This window comes from Microbacterium sp. gxy059 (genome assembly GCF_050958665.1).
In the GTDB taxonomy this organism is placed as follows: Bacteria; Actinomycetota; Actinomycetes; order Actinomycetales; family Microbacteriaceae; genus Microbacterium.
On the sequence record NZ_JAMXWT010000027.1, the window covers coordinates 1 to 21,453 of the forward strand.

15 protein-coding genes are annotated in these 21,453 nt (G+C 72.5%); 8 read left to right on the plus strand and 7 right to left on the minus strand.

Annotated elements, in window-relative coordinates:
- Positions 1-185: hypothetical protein (locus NHL53_RS13095; protein WP_433777317.1), on the plus strand; the 185-nt coding region annotated here is incomplete at its 5' end.
- 90 nt (positions 186-275) lie between these two features.
- Here the strand turns inward: NHL53_RS13095 and NHL53_RS13100 are convergent.
- A complete protein-coding gene (locus tag NHL53_RS13100; protein ID WP_433777318.1) occupies positions 276-2,300 on the minus strand; it encodes a choice-of-anchor A family protein in 2,025 nt (674 codons plus the stop codon).
- Positions 2,301-2,492: 192 nt separating this feature from the next.
- On the opposite strand from NHL53_RS13100, the gene NHL53_RS13105 reads away from it, so the two are divergent.
- Genes NHL53_RS13105 through NHL53_RS13115 form a run of 3 tightly spaced genes read left to right on the plus strand, consistent with a single transcriptional unit; the run spans position 2,493 to position 6,922 of the window.
- Positions 2,493-4,061, plus strand: a complete 1,569-nt coding sequence (locus NHL53_RS13105) for a phenylacetate--CoA ligase family protein (protein WP_433777319.1) — start codon at positions 2,493-2,495, stop codon at positions 4,059-4,061.
- Between the two features lies 1 nt (position 4,062).
- Positions 4,063-5,916: a hypothetical protein gene (locus NHL53_RS13110; protein ID WP_433777320.1), complete on the plus strand. Its 1,854-nt coding sequence runs from the start codon at positions 4,063-4,065 to the stop codon at positions 5,914-5,916.
- Position 5,917: 1 nt separating this feature from the next.
- Entirely contained in the window at positions 5,918-6,922 is a 1,005-nt protein-coding gene (locus tag NHL53_RS13115; RefSeq protein WP_433777321.1) for a hypothetical protein, read from the plus strand.
- Between the two features lie 27 nt (positions 6,923-6,949).
- Here the strand turns inward: NHL53_RS13115 and NHL53_RS13120 are convergent, their stop codons facing one another.
- Together NHL53_RS13120 and NHL53_RS13125 are read right to left on the minus strand one after the other, a co-directional pair.
- Positions 6,950-8,419, minus strand: a complete 1,470-nt coding sequence (locus NHL53_RS13120; protein ID WP_433777322.1) for an alanine/glycine:cation symporter family protein — start codon at positions 8,417-8,419, stop codon at positions 6,950-6,952.
- A gap of 196 nt (positions 8,420-8,615) precedes the next feature.
- Positions 8,616-9,047 (minus strand): MarR family winged helix-turn-helix transcriptional regulator, encoded by a 432-nt coding sequence (locus NHL53_RS13125; RefSeq protein WP_433777323.1) that lies wholly within the window; start codon positions 9,045-9,047, stop codon positions 8,616-8,618.
- 69 nt (positions 9,048-9,116) lie between these two features.
- On the opposite strand from NHL53_RS13125, the gene NHL53_RS13130 reads away from it, so the two are divergent.
- Positions 9,117-10,916, plus strand: coding sequence for a DUF2207 family protein (locus NHL53_RS13130; protein WP_433777325.1), 1,800 nt, complete (start codon positions 9,117-9,119; stop codon positions 10,914-10,916).
- 194 nt (positions 10,917-11,110) lie between these two features.
- Here NHL53_RS13130 and NHL53_RS13135 read toward each other — a convergent pair whose 3' ends face one another.
- Complete coding sequence (locus tag NHL53_RS13135; protein WP_433777326.1) at positions 11,111-12,112, minus strand: COG1470 family protein; 1,002 nt, start codon at positions 12,110-12,112, stop codon at positions 11,111-11,113.
- Between the two features lie 28 nt (positions 12,113-12,140).
- Positions 12,141-12,746 (minus strand): hypothetical protein, encoded by a 606-nt coding sequence (locus NHL53_RS13140; protein ID WP_433777327.1) that lies wholly within the window; start codon positions 12,744-12,746, stop codon positions 12,141-12,143.
- Between the two features lie 295 nt (positions 12,747-13,041).
- Here NHL53_RS13140 and NHL53_RS13145 point away from each other — a divergent pair, with 295 nt between their 5' ends.
- Both NHL53_RS13145 and NHL53_RS13150 read left to right on the plus strand, forming a co-directional pair.
- The gene (locus NHL53_RS13145; RefSeq protein ID WP_433777328.1) at positions 13,042-16,377 is read left to right on the plus strand and encodes a family 16 glycoside hydrolase; all 3,336 of its coding nucleotides are present in this window, start codon (positions 13,042-13,044) and stop codon (positions 16,375-16,377) included.
- A gap of 65 nt (positions 16,378-16,442) precedes the next feature.
- Positions 16,443-18,614: an MMPL family transporter gene (locus NHL53_RS13150; protein ID WP_433777329.1), complete on the plus strand. Its 2,172-nt coding sequence runs from the start codon at positions 16,443-16,445 to the stop codon at positions 18,612-18,614.
- A 15-nt stretch (positions 18,615-18,629) separates the two neighbouring features.
- On the opposite strand, the gene NHL53_RS13155 is transcribed toward NHL53_RS13150, so the two are convergent.
- On the minus strand, positions 18,630-18,854 hold the full coding sequence (locus NHL53_RS13155; RefSeq protein ID WP_433777330.1) for a hypothetical protein: 225 nt from the start codon (positions 18,852-18,854) through the stop codon (positions 18,630-18,632).
- Between the two features lie 106 nt (positions 18,855-18,960).
- Positions 18,961-20,151 (minus strand): xylose isomerase, encoded by a 1,191-nt coding sequence (gene xylA / locus NHL53_RS13160; RefSeq protein WP_433777331.1) that lies wholly within the window; start codon positions 20,149-20,151, stop codon positions 18,961-18,963.
- Between the two features lie 54 nt (positions 20,152-20,205).
- Here xylA and NHL53_RS13165 point away from each other — a divergent pair, with 54 nt between their 5' ends.
- On the plus strand, positions 20,206-21,363 hold the full coding sequence (locus NHL53_RS13165; protein WP_433777332.1) for an ROK family protein: 1,158 nt from the start codon (positions 20,206-20,208) through the stop codon (positions 21,361-21,363).
- The last annotated feature ends 90 nt before the right edge of the window (positions 21,364-21,453 follow it).

Here is a 21,453-nt window from a genome sequence, read left to right on the forward strand (position 1 = left end):
GACGTGTCCGTCCAGGCGCAGGTGCTCAACCTGCTCGACGGGGGGAGGACCCGCCGTTCGACGGCATGGACGGGGAGGATGTCAGCGGGGATGCGTTCGAGGAGCTGCGAGCGGATCGGACGGCGCTTCCGATCCGCGTGGACGACAGCGGGCGGATCTTCCCGGAGCGCTTGCTGTTCGGCTGATGATCCCCCTGCGGGAGGAACGACGGCTCAGCGGGGACGACGAAGGGCGGGGGGCAGCGATGCTGCTCCCCGCCCGTGTGCGTCGTCGGATCAGACGGTGCGGCGTCGCACGGCGAGGAGGACCCCGCCGCCGATCAGCAGCACGGCCGCGCCGCCGAGCGCGAGGCCGGCGATGTCGCCGCCCGTCGCGATGAGGCCGCCGCTGTTTGAACCGTCGGCGTTCGCGTCATCCGCGCCCGAACCCGCGTCGTCCGCCGCATCCGCGGCCTGATCGGCGCCCTCAGCGCCCTCGGCAGACTCCGTCGCGCCGGGGTCGTCGCCCGCCTCAGCCGACTCGTCGGCCTCGGCGCTCTCGCCCGTCTCGGTGCTCTCGGTCGCGTCGTCGGCGTTCTCGCCGGTCTCCGAGCTCTCGGTCGACTCGTCGCTCTCGGCGGCGTCCTCCGAGCCTTCGCCGGCCTCGGCCGACTCGCCCGCGTCCGTCGCGTCGGCGCCATTGTCCGCCGTGTCATCGCCCGCCTCGGTCGACTCGTCGGCCTCGGTGCTCTCGTCCGCCTCCGTGGTGTCCTCGCCGGTCTCGGTCGCGTCGTCCGCGTTCTCCGAGCCCTCGGCGTTCTCGGCCCCGTCGTCGGCGGACTCGGCGCTGTCGTCTCCCGTCTCGCCCGCGTCGTCGGTCGACTCGGTGGCCTCGGTGGCGTCGTCACCCGACTCGGCGCTCTCGCCGGCGTCGTCCGCGTTCTCGTCCGTCTCGGTGGCGTCGTCACCCGACTCGGCGCCCTCGGCGTCGTCCTCGGTGGCGTCGTCCGCGTCCTCCGAGCTCTCGGTGCTCTCGTCGGCCTCGGTGACGTCCTCGCCGGCATCGGTGCTCTCGCCCGCGTCGTCCGCGTTCTCGCCCGTCTCGGTCGCGTCGTCGCCGTTCTCCGTGGCGTCGTCCGCGTTCTCGGCGCTGTCGTCGGTCGACTCGCCCGCGTCGTCGGCGCCCTCGTCACCCGACTCGGCGTTCTCGCCCTCGTCGGTGCTCTCGCCGGCGTCGTCGGCGTTCTCGGTGCCCTCCTCGGACCCCTCCTCGCCGTTCTCGTCGCCGTCGTCGATGGGCTCGACGGTGCAGTCGAACGCGGTCGAGCCGATCCACGGGTAGTTGTGCTGCTCGTTGCCCGAGCCGCGCGTCGTCAGGTCGCCGCCGGCGTAGACGCGTCCGTTGGTGCTCGCCGTGATGTCGAGGCCCGCGTTCGGGGCGAGGATCGACCCCATGAACTGCGAGGTGCCGGTGATCTTCACGTCATCGGCGTCGACGAAGTTCCACATGAGCTGCGACGCCGCGTTGCCGTAGTTCGGCGAGGCGAAGTCGTCGACGCGCTCGCCGCCGATCATGACGCTGCTGATGTCGGTCGTGACCGGCCCGCCCGTGACGTTGATCACGACGGGCGTCGTCGGCGAGATCCCCTCGAGGACCAGGCCGCGTGCGGCGGAGAGCTGGTCCGCGGTGACCTCGAACACCTGCAGGCCGTCGCCGCCGTCACCCGTGAGGGTGAAGTCCCAGGTGCCGCCGCTCACCGCGCCGGTCGCCTCAGCGGCCGCCAGACGCTGCGACTCGGCGGCGATCACGGATCCGAATCCCGCGAACGGCGCGAGCGCCTCGTCGGCGCCCAGCTGCTCCTGCAGAGGGCTGGCCTCGATGCGGCCCGTGGCCGATCCTCCGACCTTGACGCCGCTGCCGGCGGCGACGCCGCCGATCGACTGCTCGACGAGGAGGGTGGTGCCCGATCCGACCGTGAGGCTGCCGCCGACGTGCAGGGTGTCGGTGCCCTCCGGGGCGACGATGCCCGAGCCGACCCCGACGATGCCGACGTTGAAGCTGCCGCCGCCGGTCTTCTCGAACCGCGCGTCGCCGCGCACGACGAGGACGCCCTCCGACTCGGCGGATCCGCCGGTCGCGACGTAGTCTCCGCCCACGTAGACGGCGACGTTCGCGTCGCCGAAGGTGATGCTGTTGCCGATGCTCGGCATCTCGCCCGGCGCCGTGCACTCGCCGGCGGCGGCGGCGGCAGCGGCGGGCGCGGCAGTGAGGGCCGCCAGCGAGCCGCCGGCGACGAGAGCAGCCGCGGCGGAGAATGCCACGGGGCGCGAGAATGCGCGCGCGTGTGGAGACATGCGTTTCCTCCCCAGGTTGTTGCATGTGCGATGTCGCCCGTTTCGGGACAGGCAATTCGACAAGCGTAGCGAAAGCGGTGCGAAGATTTCGTGCGCGGTGTGCAAGTTCTGGAAGGGCTAGGCTCCCTCCCAGGTGATTCACCGCCTCGGGGAGGACCCATGACCGTTCCGATTCCTGGCGACGCGGGACGACCGAGCCTGCTGCGGCAGGCGACGCTGCGGGCCGTCTCGGCCGCGCTCACGTCCGTCTACTCGCTGTACCGCGTGCATCCCGCGGTCTGGCGGTTCGCGTCGCGCGCGTACCGGCCCGCGCTCGACCGGTTCGCGAAGCTGCACGCGTGGATGATGTGCCAGCACGGGTTCCTCGACGTGCCCGCCTATCGCCACTTCCAGCTGCGCGAGGGGTTCCGCTTCCGCTGGTGGGACCTGTCGCGCTACGCCGAGACCGACAAGAAGCGCTACGTCACCCGCTACGCGGAGGCCGACCGCTGCTGGGGCGGACGCATCGAGATCGCCGGCACGGTCGTCGACGAGTCGAGCGGATCCAGCGGCACCCCGTTCAACTGGATGCGCTCGAAGCGCGAGCTCAGCGCCGTGCACCGCAACGTCGCGGGCTACGTCACGGCGCTTTTCGGGACGAAGCGGCTCTTCTGCATCAACGCGTTCTCGATGGGCGCGTGGGCGACGGGCACGAACACGGGCATCGCGATGTCGCGGGTCGCGATGGTGAAGAACACCGGCCCCGACATCGACAAGATCGTCGACACCCTGCGGCACTTCGGGCCCCGCTACACGTACATCGTCTCCGCGTACCCGCCCTTCATGAAGCACCTCCGCGATCGCCTCGACGCGGAGGGGTGGAACTGGGATCGCTGGAACATCAACGGGTTCGTCGGCGGCGAGGCCATGACCGAGGGGCTGCGCGACTACCTGCAGGAGCGGTTCGGGCGCGTGTACTCCGGGTACGGGGCCTCAGACCTCACGATCGGGATGGGCGGCGAGAGCGACCTGTCGGTGTGGCTGCGCCGCACCCTCGTCGAGCACCCGTCGCTGCGCGCCGACGTGCTGGGGGAGGACGAGCCGCGCACCCCGATGGTGTTCCAGTACAACCCGCTCGACACCTACCTCGAGACGACGGACGACGGCGAGCTCGTCGCGACGCTCAACACGACGTCGATCATGGCGCCCAAGCTGCGCTACAACATCCACGACGAGGCGAAGCTCCTCTCCTTCCCCGAGATGCGCCGCCTCGTCGCGCGCTATCCGCGACTCGTCGCCGAGTTCGACCGCGCCCACGCGACGCAGCGGCTCGGCCTGCCCTTCCTCCTCCTCTACGGGCGCAGCGACTCGACGATCTCGTACATGGGCGCCAACATCTATCCGCTCGACGTCGAGAACGGCCTCTACGCCGACAACCCGCACGCGCAGGCCATCGAGGGGTTCCGGCTGAGCCTCGTCGACATCGGCGGCCACGAGCAGCGCCCCGTCATCCACGTGCAGCTGCGGGAGGGATCCGCGCTGACGCCGGACGAGCGCGACGAGCTGGCGCGGGCCGCGTCCGACGGCGTCGTGCGGCACCTCGCCGGCGTCTCGCGCGACTTCGCGCAGTCGCTCGAGGAGGATCCGACGACCCGCGACATCCGCATCGAGGTGCACGACTTCGAGACGGGCCCGTTCGCCAGCGGCCAGAAGAAGATCAAGAACGTCTACCTCGCAAGCGGCGACTGACGTGCGCACCGACGACTTCTCGCACTGCCCGCCGCGCGGGCGGTGCGAGGCGCTCGTGCTCTCGCCCCGCTCGGCCCCGCGTGCTCGTCGCGGGGAGCGCCCGGGGCGCGCGTTCCGGATCGACGACGGATCCCGTCGGCTGCGCATGACGATGTTCGACTCCGCGGACGACGCGCGCGCGTACGCGGGGCGGATCGACGGCGCGCAGGTGTGGGCGGCCGATCCGCGCGGCTACGCCAACGGCACCTACACGGGCGGCCCGGCCGACCTCGTCGCGATCGAGCGCTTCTCGCCGACCCGGTCCGAGCGCGAGCGCGGCATCGAGCCCCCGCCCGTGCGTCGGCCGCCGGGCGTCGCGGAGCGCCCCGCGCGGAAGGCCCGCGCCGCCGACCGCCGGTCGGCGGACGACCGGCCGGGGCCGCTCGAGGCCAGCGCCCTGTTCTTCGGCGAGACCCGCTACCGCTCGCCGTTCTCCTGGCTCGCCTTCACGCGGCGCTGGACGCGGATGGTGGGCCGCATGGCGCGGATGCGCGGCTTCCGCGGCCACCGGGTGTACGGGGCGGCCCCGTTCACGCTCGGCACGATCGCCTTCTTCGGCGACGACGACGCGATGCTCGCGATGGCGCGCGGCGCCGAGCATCGGGAGCTCATGACGTGGCTCACGGGATCCTCCCGGTGGGCGACGGCCGGGTTCATCCGCATCTACCGGCCCGAGCCCCGAGACGACGACGCGCTCGCGGTGCGCGAGGTGCGCTCGCGCACCGACCTGCGCGCGTTCATCCGCCAGCCCCTCCGCTCCGCGGAGCGCGACCGGGCGGTCCCGCTGCTGCGTCCGACCATCCGCGCGTGGGCCGCAGGGAAGAGCCCGCATCCCGAGCCCGTCACGCTGCTCGTGGTGCGTGACGCCTCGGGCCGCGCGGTCGGCCGCGCGACCGCGCACACCGACCGCCGCCTCGACGCGAAGCTCGGCATCGAGGGCAGGGCCCTGCTCTTCGGAGCCGCCGACCTCGGGGCCGACGAGGAGACGGGGCGCCGCGTGCTCGCCTCGCTCGTCGACGACCTCGACCGTCGCGCCCGCGCCCTCGGCGCGACCGAGCTCATCGGACCCGTGTCGCTCCTGCCCAACCAGGCGGGAGGCGTCATCACGAGCGGCTTCGACGAGCGCGGCTTCCTCGACTCCGCCTGGAACCCCGCCTGGGTGCCGCGCGTCTACGAGGAGGCGGGCTTCCGCCGCTGGAACGAGTCGGACACCTGGATCGTCGACGTCCCGGGAAACGGGGATCCCGCCCCGCCGACCCCCGACGAGCTGCGCGCCGCGGGCGTCGTGATCGAGCACGCGACCCGCCGCGACATGCCCCGCCTCGTGCCGCAGCTCAGGGAGGTGCTCAACGCCGCCTTCGCCGCGCTGCCCTATTACACCGAGATCGAGCCGGACGAGATGGCGGCCGCGACCGACGGACTGGCCTGGCTTCTCGACGAGCGGCTGCTGCTCGCCGCGCGCGACGAGGAGGGCGACATGGTCGCCTTCGCGCTCGTCGTGCCCGACATCGCGGAGCACGTCCAGCGCACGGGCGGGCGGATGGATCCCGTCTCCCTCCTCCGCCTCCTCGCCGCGCGCCGCCGGATCCGCGACGCGGTGCTCATCATCCAGGGCACGCGGCCCGACCGGCAGGGGCGGGGGATCCTCACCCTCCTCAGCCGGGAGCTGCAGCACCAGCTGCGCGCCGGCGGATACCGCACGCTGCGCGTCACGTACGTGGGGCGCGACAACCCCGCGTCGGCGCGCCAGTTCTCCCGCTACGGCGGGCGGCCCCTGCACGGGTACGCGTTCTGCCGGAGGCCGATCGATGGGTGAGATGCCGATCGACGAGATCGTGCGCACGGCGGGCCGCGCCCCGAGCGCGCACAACGCTCAGCCGTGGCGGGTGCGCCGCACGCCAGACGGGGCGGACCTCGGCCTCGACCAGGAGCGGCTGCTCGTCGTCGGCGACCCGACGGGCCGAGACGCCCTGCTCGGCCTCGGATGCTGGATCGAGGCGGCCGCGATCGCCGCGGCCGAGCACGGGCTCGCCACGACCGTCGTGGCCGACGACGCCGCGCTCGCGGCCTTCGAGGAGCGCCCCGCCGTCGCGCCCGACGGACCGCTGGCCCGCGTGCGGTTCGCCGCGGGAGAGGCGTCCTCGCACTTCACGAGCCGCGACGTGCGCGAGCGCGCCGTGTTCCGGGGCCCGCTCGCCACGACCGGCGACGCCGGGATGCGCGCCGCGCTCGGCGACGGATCCCTGCGCCTCGCCTGGGTTCCGCCTCGTCCCGCCGCGCGCCTCATCGCCCGGGGCGACGCCGGGTCGGCCGGGCGGCTCCCCGTCGCGCGCGAGGCCGTCGCGTGGCTGCGGTTCACGGAGCGCGACCCGCGCTTCCGCCTCGACGGGCTCACAGCCGAGGCGATGCGGATCCCTCATCCCGCCGCGCGCACCGCGGGCGCCGCCTCGTGCACCGAGCCCGGAGCGCGCCTCCTCGCCGCGGCGATCGCCGCCGGATCCCGTCTCGCTCCCGCGATGCCCGGCCGGAGCCCCGGGCTGTTCGCGCTCGTCGCCGACCTGACGGGCACCGGCCGCACGTGGCTGCGCGGGCCCCGCCCCGCGCAGGCGATCGAGGCCGGTCGCGGACTGCTGCGCGCCTGGCTCGCCGCGCACCGCGCGGGCTGGGCGACGTCTCCCGCCTCGCAGGTCGTCGACGCGCCCCGCGCGCACGCCGCGCTGCGCCGCGGGCTGCGGCTCGGCGCATCCGACGCGGTGCTCGCCGTGTTCGCGGCGGGAACCCCGTCGGAGACGCCGCCGCGCGCCCCGCGCCTCGTCGACTGACGGACGCGGAGCGCGCGGACGGGCGGGTCAGAGCTGCGGGCCGGCCTTCTCGGAGCGCCGCCACTCCTCCCAGCCGGGCTCGCCCTGCATGAACTCCTCGATCTCGTCCTGCGTCGCGACGAGCTTCGGGTCGTGCTTCAGATAGGCGCGCGTCTCGCGGGCCACGAGGCCGGACAGGATGAGCAGGCCGATGAGGTTCGGCAGCGCCATGAGCCCGTTCATCACGTCGGAGAACGCCCACACGACGCTGAGCTCCGTCGTGCAGCCGACGTAGACGACGAGCGAGAACACGACGCGGAACGGCATCACGGCGCGGCGCCCGAGCAGCTTCTCGATCGAGCGCTCGCCGTAGTACGACCAGCCGAGCACGGTCGAGAACGCGAACATCACGAGGCCGATCGTGACGACCCAGTGGCCCCACTCGCCCGGCAGTCCGTGCGAGAACGCCTCGCCGGTCATCAGCGCCGCGTCGATCTGCTCGCCGTTCTCGTCCGTCATCGCGTAGGCGCCCGTCGTGATGATCACGAGGCCCGTCATCGACACGACGATGATCGTGTCGATGAACGTCTGGGTCATCGAGACGAGCCCCTGCCGCACCGGGTGGCTCGTCCGGGCCGCAGCCGCGGCGATGGCGGCGGATCCCATGCCCGACTCGTTCGAGAAGATGCCGCGGGCGACGCCCATCTGGATCGCGATGATGAGCACGGATCCGGCGAACCCTCCCGCGGCGGCGCTGCCGGTGAAGGCGTCGCGGAAGATGAGGGCGAGGGCCGCGGGCACGTCGCCGATGTTGACGATGAGGATGTAGAGGGCGCTCAGCACGTAGAACACGATCATGATCGGCACGAAGCCCGCCGTCACGCGGCCGATCGACTTGATGCCGCCGACGAGCACGACGAGCGCGATGACGGTGAGCACGACGCCCGTGACCCAGGTGGGCACCGAGAAGCTGCTCTCGAGGTTCGCCGACACCGAGTTCCCCTGCGTCATGTTGCCGATGCCGAAGCAGGCGATCACGGCGAAGACGCTGAACAGGAACGCGAGCGTCTTGCCGAACCCGTTGCGGATCCCCCGCTCGAGGTACTGCTGCGGTCCGCCGTTCTGCTCGCCGGCCTTGTCGCGGGTGCGGAAGCGCACGCCGAGGAACGCCTCGGAGTACTTCGACGCCATGCCGAGGAGGCCCGTGATCCACATCCAGAAGAGCGCGCCGGGGCCGCCGATCGCGATCGCGGTGGCGACGCCGACGATGTTGCCCGTGCCGACCGTCGCCGCGAGGGCGGTGGTGAGGGCCTGGAACTGCGAGATGTCGCCGTCGGATCCGGCGTCCTTCCGACGGAACAGGCCGAGGCGCAGCGCGGCTCCGAGGCGGATGAACTGCAGGCCGCCGAGGCGGATCGTCAGGTACAGGCCCGTGCCGAGGAGCAGGGGGATGAGCAGCCACGGACCCCAGATGAAGCCGCTCGCGGCGTCGAGGGCGGCCTGGATGGTGTCGAGCATGATGGTCTCCCGTTCACGCGCGCGGATCACGCGATATCACGTCCGAATCGGACCGGATCGGCCCGTGGGGGAGAGCATAGGGTGCTCCCAGGTTCGCGCGCGAGCGCCGCGCCCGTCAGTCGGCGTCGCGTGCGCGGCGGAGAGGCCCGCGGAGGAGAACAGGGGTGCGCTCGGGATCGCGCGCGGACGGCGCCCCTCAGTCGGCGTCGCGGAGACGCTGCGTGAGGGAGATGAGGGTGCGCAGCTCGTCGTCGTCGAGCGCCGACATCCGCTTCGCGATGGAGGCGCCGTGCCGCAGCGCCACCTGCCGGAAGGCGCGCTCGCCCTCGTCCGTCGCGGTGACGAGGGCCCCGCGTCCGTCGTCGGGGTCCGAGCACTTCGTCACGAGGCCGCGGGCGACCATCCGGTCGACGAGGCGCGACACGCTGGGCTGGCTGATGAGCATGTTCGCGGTGATGTCGCGCAGCCGCGCCGTGCGGCCGGGGGCCCGCACGGCCGTGAGGAGCACGTCGTACTCGCCCTGCCCGAGGGTCGTCTCCGAGAAGTCGACGCGGATCGCCTCGAACACCGCGTGCTGGGCGCGGAACAGGCTCTCCCAGGCGTCCACGGCGAGTCGGCGATCGGGCATGCATGCAATGCTATGCGGTTCCGTCGCGCGGGGGAGGCAGGGGGCGAGCGGCGTCCGTAGGGTGAGGGCATGCGCACCCCAGGGATCCGCCTCCTCGCGGGCGTCGCGATCGGCGCCGCCGGCGTGCTCGCGCTCGCCGCGCCCGCCTCCGCCGATGTCGACGACTTCGCCTTCGACAGCCACCACGTCGACTACGCGCTCTCGCGCGGCGACGACGGGATCGCGCGGGTCGACGTCGTCGAGACCTACGTGGCGGAGTTCCCCGAGCACGACCAGAACCGCGGCATGGTGATGGCGCTGCCCGAGCGATACGAGGGGCAGCCGCTGTTCGTCGACGTCGTGTCGGTGACCGACGAGACGGGATCCCCGCGCCCCTTCGACGAGGACCGCGACGACGGCAACGTGCACCTCGCGCTCGGCGACCCCGACGGGCCGTACCTGCACGGCGCGCAGACCTACGTCGTGCACTACACGATGGAGAACGTCGTCGACGTCGACGACGCGGACGTCGACGAGTTCTACTGGGACGTCCTGAACGACCGTCGCGCCCAGCCCGTGCGCGAGGCGAGTGCGACCGTGACCCTCGAGGGGGACCTCGCCGACGCGCTCCTGCCCGACCGCGTCGCCTGCTACTCCGGCGCGCTCGGCGAGTCGGAGCCGTGCGACATCGCGGTGGGCTCAGGCGGCGCCCGCATCGACGCAAGCGTGCCCGGCGGCCTCGAGCCGGGCGAGGGGTGGACGATCGCCGTCGGCTTCTCGCCCGGATCCTTCGCGTCCTACGACCGCTCGCTGCTGTCGTCTCCGGTCGGCTGGGCCACGATCGTCGCCGGGCTGGGCTCGGTCGGCGCGCTCGCGTGGGCGCTCGCCGCGCGCCGGCGGGGGCTCGCCGACGAGCCGGGGCGCCCGTCCGTCGTCGCGCAGTTCGATCCGCCGCCGGGCGTGAGCCTGCACACCGCGGGCGTGCTCGCGAAGAAGGGAACCGATCCGGCCCTCGTCGGGGAGATCCTGCGGCTCGCCGTGAACGGCGCGTTGCGGATCGTCGCGACCGAGGAGGGCGAGGGGAAGAAGGCGAAGACCACCACAGAGGTGGAGCTCGTCGACCCGTCGCGCGCCGACGAGACGGGCTCCCGCCTGCTCGCGGCGATGTTCCCCGGCGGGGCGCCCGCGGGCACCCGCTTCCCGCTCGGCACGCACGACAAGGCGCTCGCCGCGGTCGGCGCGGAGCTCGCGAAGGAGGCGGCCGGCGACGTGGGGAAGCGGTTCCACCGCCCGGTCGTCCCCGGCACCCGCGCCTGGCCGATCGTCGCGGCGGCCGTGACGGGGCTCGCGGCCTTCGTGCTGTCGGTCGTGGCGGCCGGCCCGCTGCAGCTGTTCGAGGGCGCCGCCCTGCCGATCGGGATCGCGGGGCTCGTGCTGCTGTTCGTCTCGATCCTCGTGCTCGCCCGGTCTCCCCTCAACGCGGCGGGCGCGCAGACGCGCGACGATCTGCTCGGGCTGCGCGAGTTCATCCGGTGGGCGGAGGCCGACCGGATCCGCCTGCTGCAGTCTCCCGAGACGGCGCAGCGCATCGCGATCGCCTCGGACGACCCCGCGCAGGTGCTGCACCTCTACGAGCGTCTGCTGCCGTACGCGGCGCTCTTCGGGCAGGCGAAGGAGTGGGCCGAGCAGATCGCGCGCTACGCGCCCGAGGCGGGGCCCGCCTGGTACGACGGGACGACCATCGGGTTCACGGCGGCCGCGTTCTCGAGCGCCGTGCAGCAGACGGTCGCCGACACGACGACGAGCGGCGCCTCGTCGAGCTCGGGCGGATCCTCGGGAAGCGGTTCGTCGGGCGGCGGCGGAGGCGGCGCGAGCGTCGGAGGCATGTAGCGGCACGAGAAGAGGCCCGGTCGGGTCACGACCGGGCCTCTATGTCCCTTGCACCAAGAGTGTCCTGCAATCACATGACGGTGAGCGCCACAGCAAAACGATCACCGTGCTGAGCACTCTATAACGGTGAGGTAACGGCGCACAAGGGGATTTCGTTACTTTCCCGTTATTCATGAGCCGTTCATCGGGAGCGCTCAGGAAGCGGGTGAGGGGGCGGCGGCCGCGCCCTCCCTGCGCCCCTCCTCGCGCGCCGCCTCGACGGCCTTCTGGAGGCGCGTCGCGCTGCGCCTCCGACCGCCGAGGACCGCGGCGAGGACGAGGCCGACGCCGCCGAGCAGGAGCAGCTGCGGCCAGGGGAGAGCCCACGTCGACACGCGCACCTCCGCGGATGTCGAGAGCGCGTCGTCTCCGGGCGCGACGCCGTGCACGACCAGGGCGTCGCCGGCGACGAACAGCGGCCAGGCGGGTGCCGGGTCGGTGCGCACGGTGCGCGTCTCCCCTGGCAGGAGGTCGCCGCGAGCCCCGGCCTTCCCGCCGATCTCGTCGGTCAGCGCGAGCGCGACGTTCCCCGTGTTCGTCACCGTGTACTCGGCGGACAGGGCCCCGGGGCGGAACGGATTCCCCTGCGCCGCGTAATCGGCCCCCGCCTCGTCGATCGTCAGGGCGGGCGCGAGCTCGCCGTCGACGCGCACGAGCAGGCGGAAGCCCACCCTGCTTTCGACGCCGATGGCGGAGGAGCCCGTCTGTCCGGCCGACTCCACGGACGCGAAGACCCCCGCCGCGTGATCGCCTGGTGCGACCTGATCGGGCACGACGATCTCGACCGGGACCACCGCGGTCTCGCCGGGCTCGACCCGCACCTCCGCGGGGAGGCGCACCCAGGTGCCAGCGCCCTCGGATTCCCGCCCCGCGGGCAGCGTGGTGAAGCGCCCCTTCTCCGTGTAGTAGCCGTCGGCCGCGCCGAGCCGGAACGTCGCCTCGGCCTCGCCGAGGTTGCGCACCGCGAGATGCTCCGTGGCGCTCTCGCCCGGGCTGAGCTCGGCCTCCACGGCGCTTCGGCCGTCCGGGCCCTGATCGTCGGCGGGGACGACGGACCAGGTGATGGCCTCGTCGGGCGCCGCCGCGACGGCGCCCGACGAGGCGCCGAGCAGCGTGAGGCCCGCCGCGGCGACGAGGGCGATCCACAGGCGGAACACGGTGGCACGCTCCTTCCGGCGGACCTGGTCAGTCCTCGAACAGCGAGAGGGTGAGCGTCGACGTGTAGGTTCCGGGCTCGACGGTCGCCGAGGTGCGCAGGGTCAGGTCGGCGCTGGCGACCCAGCTGCCGGGGCCGGCGTCCGCGGAGCTGAAGGTGCTCGCGAAGAGCTCGAAGTCCTCGAAGCCCTCGCCCGGCTCCACGTCGTCGCCGGGGGCGACGTCGGAGCCCTCGCCGGAGACGAGGCGCGGCGACCATCCGAAGCTGTCGGCGGCGATGATGTCGGCCTGATCGGCGTCGCCGGCGAAATCGGCGATCGACCCGATGACGTACCAGTAGGCGTCGGCGGGGACGCTGGCCGGATCGCGGGTGTCGGTGACGGTGACGTCGGGCAGCGAGCCGACGAACTGCCGCTCCGCTCCCGTCGACCCCTCCTCGACGAGCTGCACCGTCGCCGACGGGTCGACCGTCATGCTCAGGGCGCCCGTGTCCAGCTCGTCGATGTCGACGCTGATGTCGATCCCCTCCTCGGCAGCGGCAGCGGCGGCGGTGCCGACGCCGGCGGCGATCAGCATCGCCGCTCCGAGCGCTGCGGCGCCGGCGCGCCAGCCGGCGGCGGTACGGGAAGTCTTCATAGGGGCTCTCCTCCTGTGCACGGCGCGTCCTCGCGCCCTGTCGTGTCGAACGCGCCGTCGGTCCGGCGGCGTCGGCCGGGCGAGCGGCAGCGGCATCGCTGCGGCGTTGCCGGCGACGCCGAGGCTATGAGCATTTCCATCGGAGGTCAAGCAGGATCTGTTTTTCTCTCAGTCAGCTTTTGTAGACAGCGCGACAAAAGTCCTCTACGCTCCTGACCTGTCCGGATCGACGCGGATCCGGCATGCGATCCGCGACGCGACGCTCCGGGCGCATCCCAGAACGTAAGGAGCAACGATGCCCATACCCATCGCAGGACGCCGGAGACGGCGCGCGGCGCTCGGACGGGGAGGAGCGGCGGCGGTCACGGCCGCGGCGCTCCTCGGAACGGCCTTCGCGGCGACGCCGTCGCTCGCGACCGCCGCCGTCCCCGACGGCCACGAGCCCGGATACACGCTGCGGACCTATCAGGTCCCTCCGGGTCTCGAGATGCTCTGCACCCTGAAATCGGGCCAGACCCCCAACGCCGACAGGCTCATGTCGTCGATCGATCTCACGACCGACGAGGACTTCGGCGCGACCGACGACTTCATCACGCACGCGATCGCGACCCTCACGGTCCCGGAGGACGGCGAATACGCCTTCCGGCTCACGAGCGACGACGGCTCGCGGCTCTCCCTCGACGGGGAGCTCGTGATCGACAACGACGGACTCCACGACATCACGCCCGTCGAGAACGCCGTGACGCTCTCCGCGGGCGAGCACGACCTCCTCGTCGAGCACTTCGACGGAGGGTACGACCAGCGCCTCCTCCTCGAATGGAAGGCTCCGGGCGCCGACGACTTCGAGGTCGTCGACGAGAGCGTCCTCAGCACAGAGGCCGGAGTCGTGCGGGTCACGGCGCCGGGGCTCAAATACTGCGAGGGCGCGACGGACACGGCGGGCGACGGACTCCGCCTCGACTCCGTCAACCCCAACTACGAGCTCGTGGACCTGAGGCCAGAGGGGTTCGAGCCGAAGGTCTCCGCGCTCGCGTTCGACGCGGACGACGAGCTGCTCGTGAGCACCACGGGATCCGTGAGCGCCGGGGGATGGGTCGAGGACCCCGACCCCGGCGAGGTCTTCCGCGTCGTCGGCGCCGCCGAGGCGACCGGACCGGACGACGTGACCGTCGAGAAGGTCGCGACCGGCCTGCAGAACCCGATGGGCCTCGACGTGATCGACGACACCATCTACGTCTCGGAGCGGTACCAGCTGACCGCCCTGACCGACCCGGACGGCGACGGCTTCTACGACGAGCACACGACCGTGGCTGAGTGGCCGGACGGCGGGAACTTCCACGAGTTCGCCTTCGGCCTCATCCACGACGACGAGAGCTTCTACCTGAACCTCTCCGTCGCCATCGACAACGGCGGCGCCTCCACGAACCCGCAGCCGGCGGAGAACCGCGGCACGACCATCGCCGTCGATCGCGAGACCGGCGAGGTCAGCTATCTCGCGGGCGGACACCGCACCCCGAACGGCATCGCCTTCGGTCCGGACGACGACATCTTCACGATGGACAACCAGGGCGGATGGCTGCCGGCCTCCAAGCTCGTGCACGTGGAGGAGGGCCGGTTCTTCAACCACTACACGAACCCCTCGGGACCGTTCGACGACCAGCCGGTCACGCCGCCGGCGGTCTGGCTCCCCCAGAACGAGATCGGCAACTCGCCGAGCACCCCCTACTTCCTCGAGGAGGGGCAGTTCGCGGGGCAGTTCCTGCACGGCGACGTCACCTACGGAGGCCTCCAGCGCATCTTCCTCGAGAAGGTCGAGGGAGAGTACCAGGGCGCCGTCTTCCGCCACAGCGCCGGCTTCGAGGCCGGCGTGAACCGGGTCGTCATGGGGCCGGACGGATCCTTCTACGTGGGAGGGACCGGCGAGGGCGGCAACTGGGGCGAGAGCGGAAAGCTCCGCTTCGGCCTGCAGAAGCTCGTGCCGACCGCCGAGAAGGCCTTCGACATGGTCGCCGTCCGGATCGCCGAGGGCGGTCTCGAGGTCGAGTACACCGAGCCGATCTCCGAGGAGACGGCGGAGGGCATCGCCGAGGCCTACACCGTGCGCCAGTGGCACTACACGCCGACGGCCGCCTACGGCGGCCCCAAGATCGGCGAGGAGGCGCTGACCGTCTCCGACGCGCGGGTCTCGGAGGACGGGACGACCGTGACGCTCGACGTCGACGGCATCCGTCCGGGGAGCGTCGTCTACCTGCGCTCGCCGCAGCCGTTCGAGTCGGCGAGCGGCACGCCCCTGCTCAGCACGGAGGCCTGGTACACGGCCAACTCGGTGCCGGGGGTCGATCCTCCCTCGAGCTCGGGCTGGTACGAGGCCGAGCAGGCATCGCTGCTGGGCGGCGCGCAGACCGACGACGAGCACTGGGGGCACTCGGGCCTCGGATTCGTCGACGGCATCGACAGCGTGGGATCCGGCGTCTCGTTCGCCGTCACGGCCGAGGAGGCCGGCGAGCACGCGGTCAACGTCCGCTACGCGAACGGTCCGAATCCCGAACCCGATCAGGACAAGAAGATGACCCTCGTCGTCAACGGCGAGCCGCAGGACGAACCGTGGGTCTTCGCTCCACACGACGACTGGAAGACGTGGGAGTTCTCGTCTCGCGAGGTCGCGCTGAAGGAGGGCGTCAACACCATCGCGCTCCGATACGAGGACGGCGACGACGGCCACGTGAACATCGACGCGCTCTCGCTCGGCGATGTGGTCGACCGCTGCGTCGCCGCCGAGCCCGACGAGGGCTACGCGAGCCTGTTCGACGGGACCCTCGAGAGCTTCGAGCACTGGCAGCTGGCCGGAGCCGGATCGTTCGGCCGGATGGAGGACTGCACCATCCGCACCATCGGCGGCATGGGGCTGCTCTGGTTCGCCGAGCAGGAGTTCGAGCAGTACAGCCTCCAGCTCGACTGGAAGCAGATCGACGACTTCAACAGCGGGGTCTTCGTCGGTTTCCCGGACCCGGGCGACGACCCGTGGATCGCGGTGAACGAGGGCTACGAGATCCAGATCGACGAGTCAGACGAGCCCGACCGCACCACGGGAGCCATCTACACCTTCCAGGGCGCCGATCGCGAGGTCGTCGACCAGGTGCTCAACCCCGTCGGACAGTGGAACCACTACGAGATCGTGGTGAGCGGGCAGAACATCAAGGTGCTGCTCAACGGCGAGCTCGTGAACGATTTCGACAGCCCCCACCCCGAACGGGATCTGTCGAGCGGGTTCATCGGGATCCAGAACCACGGGCCGGGAGAGACCGTCTTCTTCCGCGACGTCCAGATCAAGGAGATCGAGGACGAGGAGCCGGAGCACGACGTGGCCGTCGAGGCGGTCCCGCGCTGCATGGCCGGCAAGGCGTTCCTCGCGGTGCGCGCGACGAACGGCGGCGACGAGCCCGTCGACCTGACGGTCTCCACGCCGTTCGGGGAGCGCGAGTTCGCGGATGTGGCGCCGGGTGACTCCGGGTTCCACACCTTCACCGCCAAGGCGAAGAGCGTGGAGGACGGAGAGGTGACGGTCGCGGTCGACGACGGCGACACGACATCCGAGATCACCGAGGAGTACGCCGCGCTGAGCTGCGGCTGATCCGGGGCGCGGGGCGGGCCGATCATCGGCCCCCCCCGCGTGCCGCGCAGAGGAAGGGACACCGCATGAGAAGGATGCTCGCCGCAGCGGGGCCGGCGCTCGTCAGGTTCCGCAGAGCGATCGTCGTGGCCTGGGCGCTGCTGGCGGTCGCCGGCGCCGTCGTGGGCGGAGGGGTGTTCGATCGGACGGCCCCCGTGCCCGACGCCCCTCCCGGCAGCGAGGCGCTTCTCGCAGACGAGCGACTCGAAGCGCTCGCGCCCACGGGGGAGACGGTCGTCGGCGTGATCACCGGGGTCGACTTCTTCGATCCGGGCGTTCGGGAGGCGGCGACCGCGACGATGCACGATCTCCGCGGGCAACCGGGCGTCGTCGACGTCTTCGACGCCTACACCGCGGGCGGCGTCGTCAGCGATGACGGTCGGAGCTCCCTCGTGGTCGTCGAGCTCGACCCTGCGCTCGACGACCACGAGGCGCTCGCGGTCGCGGAGACGGTCTCCGACGCGCTCGCGGGCATCCCGGCGCCGGAGGTGCTCGTCGGCGGCGAGCTGCTCGGCGAGCAGGCGTTCGCCGACCGCGCGGTCCGCGACGCCGCGCTCGGCGAGGGGATCGCGATCGGCCTCCTCCTCGTCCTGCTCACGATCGTGCTCGGCGGATTCCGCGCCGGAGCCCTCCCCGTGGCGGTCGCGCTGGTCGTCGTCGCGGTCTCGCTGCTCGTGCTCCGCGCGCTCGCGGAGGCGGTGCCCGTCAACGACTTCGCGGTCAACATCGTCACGATCCTCGGCCTCGGTCTCGCGGTCGACTGCACGCTGCTCGTGATCTATCGCTTCCTCGACGAACGCGCTCGCACGCCGCATGAGGAGACGGCCTCGGTCATGTCGCGGACCCTCGCCGGGGCGGGCAGGGCGATCGCGTTCTCCGGGCTCGTGATGTGCGTGTCGCTGGTCGGGATGATGCTGCTCGGCGATCCCCTGCTCACCGGGATGGCGGCGGGAGGCCTCGCGGCCGTCGGGGTGGCGGCTCTGGCCGGGGTCACGCTCGCGCCCGCGCTCGTCGCGATGCTCGGCGACGGGATCCCCGCCCGCGGCGCGCCGACGTGGGCCCGCCCCTGGTCGGGGAGGGGAAGGGGGCGCCGCTCGCTCATCAGGAGCAGCGTCGGACTCGCCCAGCGCCGGCCGGCGGCGGTCGCCCTCGCCTCGGCCGCGGTGCTCGCGATCCTCGCCCTGCCGCTGTCGGGGCTCGCGCTCGGGGGCTCGGATGTGCGGGCGCTGCCCGCCGACAGCCCCGAGCGTCGCGCGCAGGAGATCGTCGCGAGCGACTTCAGCGGCGTCTCCTTCGACGGCATCACGGTGCTGGCGGAGGGAGGGGAGTCGGACGAGCGGGTGCGCGACCACATGCGGAGGATCGCGGCGCTGGAGGGCGTCGTCGACACGAGCGTCCACCCGGAGGATCTCCCGCCGGATGTCACCGCGTTCGTCTTCGAGGCGGAGGGGGACGCGACGGGCGCGCGAGCGCAGGATCTGGTGCGCGAGATCCGCTCCCTCGACGTCGATCTCGAGGTCCTGGTCGGCGGGCCGGCGGCGGAGACGGTCGATACGATCGACCACCTCGCCTCGCGTCTGCCCCTCGCCGTGGGGACGATCGCGGTCGCGACCTTCGGCCTGCTGTTCGCGCTCACGCGGTCGCTCGTCGTGCCGCTGAAGGCGCTGCTGCTGAACGGAGCCGTCATCGCGGCGACGCTCGGATCCCTCACGGCGATCTTCGGGTGGGGGTGGGGCGAGCGGCTGCTCGGATTCGAGTCGTGGGGCGGCCTCGACGTCACCACGCCGCTCATGATCGGGATGCTCTCGTTCGGGCTCGCGATGGACTACGAGGTGTTCCTCGTCAGCCGCATCCACGAGGAGTGGCGGGCCAGGCGCCCGGGGGAGGGTCCCGCTCTCGCGAACCGCCGCGCCGTCTCGGAGGGACTCGTCCGGTCGGCGCCGGCCGTGGTGACGGCGGCGGTCGCGATCGGGATCGTGTTCGCCGGGTTCTCGCTCAGCGGGCTCCTGTCGATGAAGGAGGCGGGAATCGGGCTGCTGCTCGCCGTGGTCCTCGACGTGACGGTGGTGCGTCTCCTGCTGCTGCCGGCGACGATGACCCTGCTGGGCCGCGTCAACTGGTGGCCGGGAGCGCGGCGCGCACCGGCCCCGTCGGATCGCGAACGGCCGACGACCGAGGCGGAGCCTGTGCCCGTCTGAGCGGCGGCCGCGCCGTCAGCGCGCGTCGAGGAAGCCGGTGCGGTCGGCCTCGGTGATCCCGCGGATCACCCGCGCGGGGACGCCCGCGGCGAGCGTGCGCGCCGGGACGTCGCGGGTGATGACGCTCCCGGATCCGATGACCGCGCCGTCGCCGATGACGACCCCCGGGTTGATGGTGACGCCGCCTCCGATCCAGACGGCGCCGGACAGCATCTGCGCGCGCAGGTCGGCGAGGGTCATCGGCGGACTCCTTCCCGGGCGGAGGCCCGGATCGTGCGGCGGGGCGCGGGCGCGCAGATCGTGCGGACGAGCCTACCCACCGAGCGCGGCGAACCGTCCGGTCGCGTCAGCGAGCCCCGAGGAGGTGCTCCGTGGCGAGCTGCTGCAGCCGCACGAAGCCGTATCCGCGTCCGCCGAAGGAGGCGTCGGCGTCGAAGCCTTCGAAGGCGGAGCGGTCGGCGAGCAGGTCGTCCCACCCCTCGCCCTCGCCGAGGGTCGGCGTCCGCAGCTCGGCGACGCGGGCGGCGGCGAGGGCCTCCTGCACCTCGGGGTCGGCGCGGAACGCGGCGGCGCGCTCCTTCAGCAGCAGGTAGGTGCGCATGTTCGCCTCGACCGAAGCCCACACGCCCGACTCGTCCTCCGTGCGGGAGGGCTTGTAGTCGAAGTGCCGGGGCCCGTCGTACGCGGGACCGCCCGCGGGGCCGCCGTTCTCGAGCAGGTCGACGAGCGAGAAGGCGTTGTGCAGGTCGCCGTGGCCGAACACGAGGTCCTGGTCGTACTTGATGCCGCGCTGGCCGTTGAGGTCGATGTGGAACAGCTTGCCCTGGTACAGCGCCTGCGCGATGCCCGCGGTGAAATTGAGCCCGGCCATCTGCTCGTGGCCGACCTCGGGGTTGACGCCGACGAGCTCGGGGCGCTCGAGCGTCTCGATGAACGCGAGGGCGTGGCCGAGCGTGGGCAGCAGGATGTCTCCGCGCGGCTCGTTGGGCTTGGGTTCGATCGCGAAGCGGATGTCATACCCCCTGTCCGTGACGTAGTCGCCGAGCAGGTTCACCGCCTCGCGGTAGCGCTCGAGCGCGGCGCGGACGTCCTTCGCGGTGTCGTACTCGGCGCCCTCGCGGCCGCCCCACATCACGAAGGTCTTCGCGCCGAGCTCGGCTGCGAGGTCGATGTTGCGCAGCACCTTGCGCAGCGCGAAGCGGCGCACCTGCCGGTCGTTGGAGGTGAATCCGCCGTCCTTGAAGACGGGGGCGGAGAAGAGGTTGGTGGTCACCATCGGCACGACGATGCCGGTGTCGGCCATGGCCTGCGTCAGGCGGTCGATCTGTTTCTGCCTCTCGGCGTCGGTCGATCCGAAGGCGAAGAGGTCGTCGTCGTGGAAGGTGAGGCCGGAGGCGCCGAGCTCTGCGAGCCTCTCGACGCCGTGCACGACGTCGAGGGGCGGCCGGGTGGGGCCGCCGAACGGGTCGGCCCCGCTGTAGCCGATCGTCCAGAGGCCGAACGCGAACCGGTCGGCGGGGGTGGGTGTCAGGGACATGATCGCTCCTTCGCGCTCAATAAGTTGTTTCAGACCACATACTAGAGTGGGGGCGTGGCGGACAGCATCGGCGTGAAGCAGCGCAACCTCTCGCGCGTCCTGCGGCTCGTGCACCGCGAGGGCCCGATGCCGCGCTCCGCCCTCACCGAGGCGACGGGGCTCAACCGCTCGACGATCGCCTACCTCGTCGGCGAGCTGCGATCGCTCGGGCTCGTGACCGACCACGGGGCCGGATCGACCAGCCGCGTGGGCAGGCCGTCGCCGATCGTCGCCGTGGATCCGCGCGTCGTCGCGATCGCCGTCCACCCCGAGGTCGACGCCCTCACCCTCGCCGCCGTCGCGCTCGATCGCCGGATCGCGGTGCGCGAGCGCATCGAGGTCGATCACCTGCTCGCCCCCGAGGAGACGGCGCGGATCGTCGCGGAGAGGATCGACGCGTGGGCGGCGAGCGAGCTGCGGGAGCACCGCGTCGTCGGGGTGGGCCTCGCGGTGCCGGGACTCGTGCGCGCCCGGGACGGCATCGTGCGCGAGGCGCCGCATCTCAGGTGGCGGGACGCGCCCCTCGCGCGCCTCGCGCACGAGGCGACCGGGCTCGAGGCGGCGGTCGACAACGACGCGACGCTCGGCGCGATGGCCGAGCACCTCTACGGCGCGGGCAGAGGCCACGACGCGATCGTCTACCTCAACGGCGGCGCGAGCGGCATCGGCGGCGGCATCGTCGTCGGCGGGTGCACGGCGCGCGGCGCGGGCGGCTACGCGGGCGAGTTCGGGCAGAACCGGCCGGGCATCGCCTCCGACGACGATCGCCGCGGCGGCCGTCTGGAGGACGAGGTCGACCGCGACCGGCTCCTCCGCGCCGTCGGACTGCCCTCGGCCGACGAGCCCGCGCTCGCCGCGGCCATCGCGCGCGACCCCGACGGCGTCTCCGCCGAGCTCGGACGCCAGCGCCGCATCCTCGCCACCGCGCTCGCGAACGCGGTGAACGTGCTCAACCCCTCCATCGTCATCCTCGGCGGGTTCCTCGCGACGATCCTGCAGAGCGATCCCGCCGGCCTGCGTGCGGCCGTCGCCGCCGACGCGATGGCGGCGAGCATGGAGGATCTGGAGATCCGCGTCGCGGCTCTCGGCGAGGATCGTCTGCTGATCGGCGCCGCCGAGGCGGCCTTCGCCCGGATCCTCGACGACCCCGCGCGCGACGGCCTCCCGCGCTGACGGGGCGCCCCGGTGACGCGCAGGTGAACGGATCCGGGGCGCGGGGGCAGGCGGGACCCGCGTCGTCGGATGCGCGTCCTCCCGCAGGAT